General features: G+C 69.3%; 11 protein-coding genes. 2 read left to right on the top strand and 9 right to left on the bottom strand.

Features of this window, described 5'->3' with window-relative positions:
* Positions 1-243: 243 nt before the first annotated feature.
* From rbfA to rimP, 6 genes are all read right to left on the bottom strand, one after another.
* The gene (rbfA, locus tag ACWGE0_RS18480) at positions 244-693 is read right to left on the bottom strand and encodes a 30S ribosome-binding factor RbfA (protein ID WP_452262085.1); all 450 of its coding nucleotides are present in this window, start codon (positions 691-693) and stop codon (positions 244-246) included.
* A gap of 13 nt (positions 694-706) precedes the next feature.
* Positions 707-1003, bottom strand: a complete 297-nt coding sequence (locus ACWGE0_RS18475) for a DUF503 domain-containing protein (protein WP_258947864.1) — start codon at positions 1001-1003, stop codon at positions 707-709.
* A gap of 72 nt (positions 1004-1075) precedes the next feature.
* The gene (gene infB, locus ACWGE0_RS18470) at positions 1076-4264 is read right to left on the bottom strand and encodes a translation initiation factor IF-2 (protein ID WP_452262084.1); all 3189 of its coding nucleotides are present in this window, start codon (positions 4262-4264) and stop codon (positions 1076-1078) included.
* A gap of 87 nt (positions 4265-4351) precedes the next feature.
* Positions 4352-4594: a YlxR family protein gene (locus ACWGE0_RS18465; RefSeq protein WP_406601586.1), complete on the bottom strand. Its 243-nt coding sequence runs from the start codon at positions 4592-4594 to the stop codon at positions 4352-4354.
* A gap of 126 nt (positions 4595-4720) precedes the next feature.
* Positions 4721-5734 carry a transcription termination factor NusA gene (gene nusA, locus ACWGE0_RS18460; protein ID WP_319968772.1) on the bottom strand — a complete coding sequence of 338 codons (1014 nt, stop codon included), beginning with the start codon at positions 5732-5734 and terminating at the stop codon, positions 4721-4723.
* Positions 5731-6255, bottom strand: a complete 525-nt coding sequence (gene rimP / locus ACWGE0_RS18455; protein ID WP_452262083.1) for a ribosome maturation factor RimP — start codon at positions 6253-6255, stop codon at positions 5731-5733. The genes nusA and rimP overlap by 4 nt, the downstream gene beginning before the upstream one ends.
* Before the next feature lie 128 nt (positions 6256-6383).
* On the opposite strand from rimP, the gene ACWGE0_RS18450 reads away from it, so the two are divergent.
* Positions 6384-6827: a hypothetical protein gene (locus tag ACWGE0_RS18450; protein ID WP_452262082.1), complete on the top strand. Its 444-nt coding sequence runs from the start codon at positions 6384-6386 to the stop codon at positions 6825-6827.
* A complete protein-coding gene (locus ACWGE0_RS18445; RefSeq protein ID WP_452262081.1) occupies positions 6824-7252 on the top strand; it encodes a ferritin-like domain-containing protein in 429 nt (142 codons plus the stop codon). The genes ACWGE0_RS18450 and ACWGE0_RS18445 overlap by 4 nt, the downstream gene beginning before the upstream one ends.
* On the opposite strand, the gene ACWGE0_RS18440 is transcribed toward ACWGE0_RS18445, so the two are convergent.
* The 3 genes from ACWGE0_RS18440 to ACWGE0_RS18430 form a co-directional block, all read right to left on the bottom strand.
* Positions 7249-7962, bottom strand: coding sequence for a hypothetical protein (locus tag ACWGE0_RS18440; RefSeq protein ID WP_452262080.1), 714 nt, complete (start codon positions 7960-7962; stop codon positions 7249-7251). The two genes, ACWGE0_RS18445 and ACWGE0_RS18440, sit on opposite strands and share 4 nt — an antisense overlap.
* A 67-nt stretch (positions 7963-8029) precedes the next feature.
* Entirely contained in the window at positions 8030-8983 is a 954-nt protein-coding gene (locus ACWGE0_RS18435; RefSeq protein WP_452262079.1) for an aminotransferase class V-fold PLP-dependent enzyme, read from the bottom strand.
* Positions 8976-9440 carry a DUF4442 domain-containing protein gene (locus ACWGE0_RS18430; RefSeq protein WP_452262078.1) on the bottom strand — a complete coding sequence of 155 codons (465 nt, stop codon included), beginning with the start codon at positions 9438-9440 and terminating at the stop codon, positions 8976-8978. The genes ACWGE0_RS18435 and ACWGE0_RS18430 overlap by 8 nt, the downstream gene beginning before the upstream one ends.
* Positions 9441-9450: the final 10 nt, after the last annotated feature.

Raw genomic sequence — 9450 nt, 5'->3', positions numbered from 1 at the left:
GCTTTTCGTCGAGTTGACACCCCTGCCTGGTTGTGGCTCGCTCTGGCCCGACTTGTGACGGGACCACCCACCCGAACCGCACCACCCACGCAACGCAACTCCGCCCAACGCAACAGGCGTGCCATCAACCCGCGCACGGCGTGGACAAGGTCCTTGATCAGATTGGCGGGGTCCGGGGCGGAGCCCCGAAATCCCTAAACAGGAACCAACGCACCCAATCGGACCACCGAACCACAACCCAGATCAGTCCTCGTCGTCATCCTCACGCGGCGCCTTGTAAGGATCCGCCTCGCCAGCCGGAGAAGCCCCCACCGCCAGCCGAGCAACCTCGGCATCAGCGGCCTGAGCCTGCGCCAGCAGTTCATCCATCTTCCGAGCCGTATCAGGCACGGTGTCAGTCATGAACGTGAGCGTGGGCGTGAACCGGACCCCGGTCTGCTGCCCCACCATGGAGCGCAGCACACCCTTGGCCTTCTCCAGCGCCGCAGCAGCCCCGGCGTAGTCGGGCTGGACGTCCAACCGCTCACCGATGACGGTGTAGTAGACGGTCGCGTCGTGCAGGTCTCCGGTCACCTTGGTGTCGGTGATCGTGACCCAGGCCAGACGCGGATCCTTGACCTCGTGCTCCAAAGCCGAGGCCACGATCTGCGAGATCCGCTTGGCGAGCTTGCGGGCACGTGCCGTGTCGGCCACGAGCCTCCCCTTCCTAGTCGTCCTCCGGCCCGACGAAACGCGTCCGGGCGGAGAGCAGTTCCAGTTCGGGACGTCCGGCGACGAGCCTTTCACAGCCGGCGAGAACGTCCCTGACGTGCTCCAGGTCAGCGGCGACTGCCGCCACCCCGATCAAGCTGCGCCGATGCAGGTCGAGATGACCCGCTTCGGAGACAGCGACCTCGAAGCGCTTGCGCAGTTCGGCCACCACGGGCCGCACCACCGAGCGCTTCTCCTTCAACGAGTGGACGTCGCCTAGCAGCACGTCCAATTCCAGAGCCCCCACGTACATGGGAAAGATCCTCCAGAGAAAAGGGGTGCGGAGCCACCGGTTAAACGGCTCCGCACCCCCTCACCTAAACCATCAGGCGCGCGGCTTCTCGCGCATCTCGAAGGTCTCGATGATGTCCTCGAGCTTCAGATCGCTGTAGTTGCCGAGCGTCAGACCACACTCGAAGCCCTCGCGGACCTCGGTGGCGTCGTCCTTGAACCGCTTGAGCGAGCTGATCGGGAGGTTCTCCGCGATCACCTTGCCGTCACGGAGCAGGCGAGCGCGCGCGTTGCGGCGGATCTCGCCCGACAGGACCATGCAGCCCGCGATCGTGCCGACCTTGGAGGACTTGAAGACGTCGCGAACCTCGGCGCGGCCGAGCTGGACCTCTTCGAACTCCGGCTTGAGCAGACCCTTGAGGGCGGCCTCGATCTCGTCGATGGCCTGGTAGATGACCGTGTAGTACCGGACGTCCACACCCTCGCGGTTCGCGAGCTCGGTCGCCTTGCCCTCGGCCCGGACGTTGAAGCCCAGGACGATGGCGGAGCCGGCCACGGCGAGGTTGATGTCGCCTTCGGTGATGCCACCGACACCGCGGTGGATCACGCGCAGTTCGACGTCGTCGCCGACCTCGATCTTCATGAGCGCGTCCTCGAGGGCCTCGACGGTACCCGAGTTGTCACCCTTGATGATCAAGGTGAGAGCGCTGGTTTCCTTCAGCGCCGCATCCAGGTCTTCCAGGCTGACGCGCTTGCGCTTCGCCGCGTTGGCAGCGTTGCGGGTGCGGGCCTGACGACGCTCGGCGATCTGGCGGGCGACACGGTCTTCGTCGACGACGAGGAACGAGTCACCGGCGCGCGGCACCGAGGTCAGACCGATGACCTGCACCGGACGCGACGGGGTCGCGAGGGTGACGTCATCGCCGTGCTCGTCGACCATGCGGCGGACGCGACCGTACGCGTCACCCGCGACGATCGAGTCACCGACGCGGAGCGAACCGCGCTGGACGAGCACCGTGGCGACCGGACCGCGACCGCGGTCGAGGTGCGCCTCGATCGCGACACCCTGGGCCTCCATGTCCGGGTTGGCCCGGAGGTCCAGTGAGGCGTCGGCCGTCAACAGGATGGCGTCGAGCAGGCTGTCGATGTTGATGCCCTGCTTCGCCGAGATGTCGACGAACATCGTGTCGCCGCCGTACTCCTCTGCGACCAGGCCGTACTCGGTCAGCTGCTGACGGATCTTGGAGGGGTTCGCACCCTCCTTGTCGATCTTGTTGACCGCGACCACGATCGGCGCGGAGGCCGCCTGGGCGTGGTTGATCGCTTCCACCGTCTGCGGCATCACGCCGTCGTCAGCGGCGACGACGATGACCGCGATGTCGGTCGCGTTCGCACCACGAGCACGCATGGCGGTGAACGCCTCGTGACCCGGGGTGTCGATGAAGGTGATGAGCCGCGGGTTGCCCTCGAGCTCGGTCTGCACCTGGTACGCACCGATGTGCTGGGTGATGCCACCGGCCTCGCCCTCGTGCACCTTCGCCTTGCGGATGGTGTCGAGGAGTCGGGTCTTACCGTGGTCGACGTGACCCATGACGGTCACGACCGGCGGACGGACCTGCAGCTCGTCCTCACCACCGGCGTCCTCGCCGTAGGTGATGTCGAACGTCTCGAGCAGCTCGCGGTCCTCCTCCTCGGGGGACACGACCTGCACGACGTAGTTCATCTCGGAGCCGAGCAGCTCCAGGATCTCGTCGGACACCGACTGGGTCGCCGTGACCATCTCGCCCAGGTGGAACAGCACCTGCACGAGCGACGCCGGGTTGGCGTTGATCTTGTCGGCGAAGTCGGTCAGCGAGGCACCGCGCGGGAGGCGGATCGTCTCGCCCTGCCCCTTGGGCAGGCGGACGCCACCGACCGAAGGCGCCTGCATGTTGTCCATGTACTCCTGGCGCTTCTGCCGCTTGGACTTGCGTCCACGACGCGCCGGACCACCCGGACGACCGAAGGCACCAGCGGTACCGCCGCGACCAGCGCCGCCGCCGCCACCGGGACGACCGCGGAAACCGCCGCCACCGGCCGGGGCACCGCCACCAGCGCCGCCACCGCCACCGGGACGGAAACCGCCGCCACCGCCACCGCCGCCACCGGGACGGAAGCCACCGCCACCGCCACCGCCGCCACCGGGACGGAAGCCGCCGCCACCGCCGGCGCCACCGCCGCCTCCGCGGAAGCCGCCGCCACCGCCGCCGCCGCCCCCACCGGGACGACCGCCGCCACCGCCACCGCCGCCGGGACGGCCACCGCCGCCACCACCACCGGGGCCAGGACGGTTACCGGCCGGACGACCCGGCATCATGCCGGGGTTCGGGCGCGGAGGCATGTTGCCCGGGTTGGGGCGAGGACCGCCCTGACCCGGAGAAGGACGAGGACCACCCTGGCCGGGGCCGGGACGGCCGCCACCCTGGGCTGCTGCCGGACGAGGTCCGGCCGGACGCGCGTCACCGGGCTTGCCGCCGGAGGGACGGTCGCCGCCGCCCTGCTCGGGACGCGGGCCGGGACGGGGTCCAGGACGCGGCGAGGGAGCGTTGCCGCCACCCACGCCGAACGGGTTGTTGCCCGGACGCGGCGGACGCTGACCTGCAGGCTTGGGAGACTGCGGGCGCGGCGGCACCACGGACGGGGACTGCTGACCAGCCGACGCGGCCGGAGCCTGCGGCTGCTGCTGCGGAGCCGGGCGCGGGCCCGGACGCGGGCCGCCACCCGGCTTGGTGCCGGGAGCCGGGGCCGCCTTCTGCGGGGCCGGAGCCGAGGCAGCCGGAGCAGCCGGTGCCGACGCGGCGGGAGCCGGTGCGGCGGCCGGAGCCTGGGGCTGCTGGGCGGCGGGTGCGGGGGCCGGAGCCGCCGCGGGAGCCGGAGCCTGCGCGGCAGGAGCTGCCGGAGCGGGCTTGGGAGCCGGCGGACGCGGGGCGGCCGGACGAGGTCCTGGCATGCCCTTCGGTGCGCCGGGCTTGCTGTCGGTCGCTGCCGGCTTCGACTCCGCCGGGGCGGCGGGCGCTGCAGCAGCGGGTGCGGGTGCCTTGGGCTTCGGAGCGGCCGGCTTGGGAGCCGACGGCTTCGAGGACTTGGCTTCGTAGGCGTCACGAAGCCGCCGGGCCACGGGGGCCTCGACGGTCGAAGACGCGGACTTCACGTACTCGCCTTGTTCGGCGAGCTTGTTGAGAACTTCCTTGCTCGTAACACCGAGCTCTTTCGCGAGCTCATGCACGCGGGCCTTGCCTGCCACTGCTCTCCTTGGTTGTGAGGCCGGCGGGCAAGTCCCATCGACCTCGTCTTAACGTCGCGCGTTCATGTCTTCAGCTTCACGGCTGACTCATGACGGGTCGACCTGCTTCCTTGTTGCTTGCTGGCCACGGGGCTGTCCCGCGGCCAAGGTCTCCTGCTGCTGCTCGAGGTGCTCGCGCAACAAAGCGACGTCGAGTGATCCCTGGACCCGGAGGGCCCGCGAGAACGCCCGTCGCCGCTCGGCGTTGCGCAGACATTCGAGATCGAAATGCAACCAAGCACCCCGACCAGGAAGTCGCTTGCGGAGGTCCGGAACCACCGAACCGTCCATCGCGACCACACGCAGCAGCTCAGACGGCAACGTCCGGGTACGGCATCCAATGCACGTGCGAACAGGGCCGATGCGCTGGGAAACCGAACCTGACGTCGAACCGTTGATAATTCTATCCCCTGGAGCTCATTCGGCCGAACTGGATGTGACCGCTCCGGCAGCCGGAGCCTCCGCGTCGCTGCGGATGTCGATGCGCCAGCCGGTCAGGCGGGCGGCCAGACGGGCGTTCTGCCCCTCCTTGCCGATCGCCAGCGACAGCTGGAAGTCCGGCACCACGACCCGCGCCGTCTTGGCGCGTTCGTCGAGCACCCGCACAGACACAACCTTGGCCGGGGACAAGGCATTCCCGACGAACGTGGCGGGGTCGTCCGAGTAGTCGATGATGTCGATCTTCTCGCCACCGAGCTCGTGCATCACGTTGCGCACGCGGGCACCCATCGGGCCGATGCAGGCGCCCTTGGCGTTCACTCCGGCAACAGTTGATTTCACCGCGATCTTCGAACGGTGACCTGCCTCACGTGCCACCGCGGGGATCTCCACGGTGCCGTCCGCGATCTCCGGGACCTCGAGGGCGAACAGCCGCCGGACGAGGTTCGGGTGCGTGCGCGAAAGTGCGATCTGCGGCCCGCGCGCGCCGCGGGACACGCTCACGACGTAGCACTTGATGCGCTCGCCGTGGTTGTACTGCTCGCCTGGCACCTGCTCGGCCGGCGGCAGCACACCCTCGGTGTCGCCCACCTGCACGACGACCATGCCGCGGGCGTTCGCGCGGGCGTCGCGCTGCACGACCCCGGCGATGATCTCGCCTTCCTTGGCGGCGAACTCGCCGAACGTCCGCTCGTGCTCCGCGTCCCGCAGGCGCTGCAGGATCACCTGGCGCGCGGTGGTGGCGGCGATGCGGCCGAAGCCTTCCGGAGTGTCGTCCCACTCCTCCTGCACCGCGCCGTCCGGCCCCAGGTCCTGCGCGAGCACGCGCACGACGCCGGTCTTGCGGTCGATTTCCACGCGCGAGTGCGCGTGGTGTCCTTCGGTGTGCTTGTAGGCGGTCAGCAGTGCTGACTCGATCGCCTCCAGGACCGTCTCGAAGGGGATGTCCTTTTCACGTTCGATCGCCCTCAGGGCGGCGATGTCGACGTTCACCTCGGCTCCTCCTTCGGTGCTTTCCGAGTGAGCCGAGCCAGTTCCTCGACCGGCGGCTGCTTGAACTCGATCTCCATGACCGCGCGTTCGATATGGCGGTACTCCACGCGCCGCAGCTCGTCCTTGTGCAGCAGCTCGACACCGGTCTCGTCGCACTCGCCGACCCGGCCGAACCACTCGGCCGCATCTGGCTGCTTGATCTTCACGAGACGCAGGTGAGCGCGCTTCCAGTGGCGCGGGCGCGTCAGGGGGCGGTCGACACCCGGCGAGGTGACCTCGAGGGTGTACGGCCCGTTGATGATGTGGTCGTGCTCGTCGAGTGCGGCGGAGACCACGCGGCTCGCCTCGGCGACCTCGTCGAGCCCGATACCGTCCTCACCGTCCACGACGACCTTGACCAGACGGCGGCGCCCAGCCTGATTCACGTCGAGCGCGTCGAGGTCGAAGCCGGCGGCTTCGAGAGCTTCCCGCACAACGGGTGCTAGCTGCGCGGAAAGCTCTCCGCGCGGCGGGCTGGACACGTGGTGTCTCCTTCAGTTCGAACGCATGAAAACCCCGACCGACGGTATTTCGGCGGCCGTGGACGCTCAGACTATCTCGTTCGCCCGCCTCCCACCGCGCCGCACGGCTGCTGGCAATATGGGTTGGCGTGATCTCCGAATCGGTCAGCCGCCGCCGCGTGCTGTTCGCGGTGGCCGCCGCACCGCTCGCCGTTGCGTGCACCACAGAGCCTCCGCCGCCACCACCGCCGGACCCGTTGTCGGCGCTCGCCGCCCAGGCCCGTGCGGACGCCTCGCTGGCCAAGACGCTCACGACGGTGCCAGCGGCCGTGGAGATCGCCAAGGCCCGCGAGACGCACGCGACCCTGCTGCAGGCCGAGGTCGACCGCGAACGGCCACCGCTGTCGTCCACCGCGCCGCCCGCTCCGACCACCCCGCCCACGCCGCCGGACCCGTTGGCGGCGTTGCGAACCTCACTCGACGAGGCCGTGCGCGACGCGTCGGCCGCCGTCACCTCGCTGCCCGCCTACCGGGCCGGTCTCGTCGGTTCGGTGGCCGCCGGCTGCGCATCGCTGCGGGAGGTGCTCGCATGAACGTGGACGCCGTGCAGACCGCACTCGGAACCGAGCACGCGGCGTTGTGGACCTACGGCATGGTGTCGGCGTTCCTGGGCAACCAGGCCGCTGCCGTCGCGGAGGGTGCCAACGCGCACCGGGCGCGCCGGGACACGACCGAGCGCTGGCTGCGGGACCACGGCGCGACGCCGAACCCGCCCGCTGCCGCCTACCTGCCGCCGACGCCGGTCTCCGACGGGCCTTCTGCGCTCGCCGCGCTGGTCGCCGTCGAGCAGGACACCTGTGCCGCGTGGCGCGGGGTGCTGGAGCGGACCGACGACACGGGGCTGCGGACCTCCGCGCTGGAGTCGCTGACGGCCGCGGCGGTGCGGGCGACCCGGTGGCGCAAGGCCGCGGGCACGAACCCGGCATCCATCACGATGCCGGGTGTGGCCTCGGGTTAGTTCGCGAAAGAGGACGCGAGTCTGATCGCGTCCGCGGAGACCTTCTTCATCTCCTTGTTGTGCGCCATCGCGTCCGTGCCCTTGACCGGCGAGTCCGACTCGACGATCACGACTTGCTCGTCGCGCTGCTCGGAGGCGTAGCCGCCGTTGGCCAGCGTGGTCAGCGGCGGCACGCTGATGGCCTTGTCCAGGACCAGGTCCTTGACGTTGCCGGTGCCGTCCTTCTGGGTGATCTCGCGCAACTGCTTCGCCTCGGCCGCGTTCCGCATCTTCACCACGGACACCGACGAGTACACGACCCGGCCGTCAGGCAGCTTCGCCGTGTAGAACGCACGCGTCAGCTGCAGACATGGCGTGGTTTTCAGGAAAGCCTGCGTCTGGCTCGTCGCGTGGGCCGCGCAGTCGCTGTCCTTCACCGGCTCCGGCAGCTGCGGCACGGAGGTGAACTCGAACTCCCCCGCGGTCTTCTGCGGCTGCGCGACCGGCTGGTCGATCGGGTCCGACGGCTGCAACACCCACCAGACGAACCCCGACACCACCGCGACACCTACGAGCGCCAGTGCCTTGCCCACCCACGTCGACCTGCGCTGGGGCGGGGGCTGGACCGGCAACTGCCCCTGGCGGTTGTCCATGATCGACTGGAGCTTCATGAGCTCGTCGGCCGGGTACAACGGCGCGGTGTCGGTCGGCCTCGGTGGGAAGCGAGGCATGTTCTGGGTCACCTCTTCAGGTGACTGGCGTGGTTCCGACACAAGGACCCACGGTAACGGACGGCGGTCAGCCAAGCGCTTTGAGCACCCGATCAACGTCCTCGATCGTGTTGTACATGTGACACGCGAACCGGGTGCGACCTGCACGAACCGAGGAGACGACACCGTCCACGGGCGGTGCGCCCACTGAGACGATCGCCGAGCCGTTGGGCGGCAGTCCGAGTCCGGTCAGCAGTCGATCCGTCAGGCTCACGTTGTGCGCGCGCACAGCCTCGAGATCCAACGAGGCGACCCACGGGAGCGCGACCGCCGCACCGACGTGCGCGAGCCACGTGGGCGAGAGGTCGAACCGCCGTGCGTCCGAACGGAGCACCAACGTGGTGCCGTAGTTCTCCTCGGTGGAGTACCAGTTCGCCGCCACCGGCTCGAGAGAGTCCATCCGGTCCGGCCGGACCGCCATCCAGGCCGCACCCTTCGGGGCCATCAACCACTTGTAGGCGACCCCGACGACGAAATCGGCCCACGCCAACGACAACGGCATCCACCCGGCGGCCTGCGACACGTCCAGCAGCACCGGTTTGCCGGATGCCTGCAACGCTTCGAGGTCCGCGATCCTCCCGTCCGCCGACTGGACCACGCTCACCGCGACGAGATCCGCCGCGTCCACTGTGGACACGATCTCGTGGCCCGCCGCGACGAACGGCAACGTGACGCTGGTGAACTCACCCGGTTCGACGAAGACCTTCGACCCGGCCGGCAACGACCGCGCGACCAGCGACACGAACTGCGAGACCGTGACGCCGCACGCGACCGACGTCGCGGGCACGCCGATCAACCGGCCCCACGCCTCCCGGGACGTCTCGACCGCGTCGTTGAAGGTCGACGAGGTGTCCTGACCACGCCGCCACCGTTCGTGCGCGGTCGCGACCGCGTCGGCGACGTGCCGCGGGGGCACACCGATGGACGCCGTGTTCAGGTAACCCGGCTCGACGTCGAACTCAGCTCCGAAGGCCTCACGCATGCGCGAGCTGCTTGTCGCGCTTGCGACGTGCGTAGACCTGTTTCTTCACCCGAGCGATCACAGTCCCATCCTGCCCGACGACGTCCGTCTCGAACCAGATCAACGCCTTCTCCCCGGACGCGGTCTGCTCCAGCACCTGGCCGACGTGCTCGTCGGTAAGCCGGAACTCCGCGTAGACCGTGCCGCGGCCGGGCGCGACGAACTCGATCTCGCCCGCCTGGTCCCACACCACGTGCTCGCCGGAGAGCTGGTTGAACAGCAGCAGCACCCAGAACGGGTCGGTCATCGCGAACAGCGAACCGCCGAAGTGGGTGCCGAAGAAGTTGCGGTTCCACGGACGCAGACGCATCCGCACCCGTGCGTACCGGTAGTCCGGCGAGATCTCCACGACGCGGATGCCGGCGAACAGGAACGGCGGCCACAGGTTCATCCCGAAGCGCAGGCGGCTTGCCTTCATAAAAAACAGT

This window comes from Lentzea sp. NPDC054927 (assembly GCF_053610285.1).
The sequence above is the reverse complement of the archived record's forward strand: the minus strand, read 5'-3'. Positions and strand labels throughout refer to the sequence as shown.

Coding starts and splice junctions, on each gene's coding strand:
- ACWGE0_RS18440 (WP_452262080.1), bottom strand. CDS start 7,962: ATGCCTCGCTTCCCACCGAGGCCGACCGACACCGCGCCGTTGTACCCG.
- ACWGE0_RS18445 (WP_452262081.1), top strand. CDS start 6,824: ATGAACGTGGACGCCGTGCAGACCGCACTCGGAACCGAGCACGCGGCG.
- ACWGE0_RS18430 (WP_452262078.1), bottom strand. CDS start 9,440: ATGAAGGCAAGCCGCCTGCGCTTCGGGATGAACCTGTGGCCGCCGTTC.
- ACWGE0_RS18435 (WP_452262079.1), bottom strand. CDS start 8,983: ATGCGTGAGGCCTTCGGAGCTGAGTTCGACGTCGAGCCGGGTTACCTG.
- ACWGE0_RS18475 (WP_258947864.1), bottom strand. CDS start 1,003: ATGTACGTGGGGGCTCTGGAATTGGACGTGCTGCTAGGCGACGTCCAC.
- ACWGE0_RS18465 (WP_406601586.1), bottom strand. CDS start 4,594: ATGGACGGTTCGGTGGTTCCGGACCTCCGCAAGCGACTTCCTGGTCGG.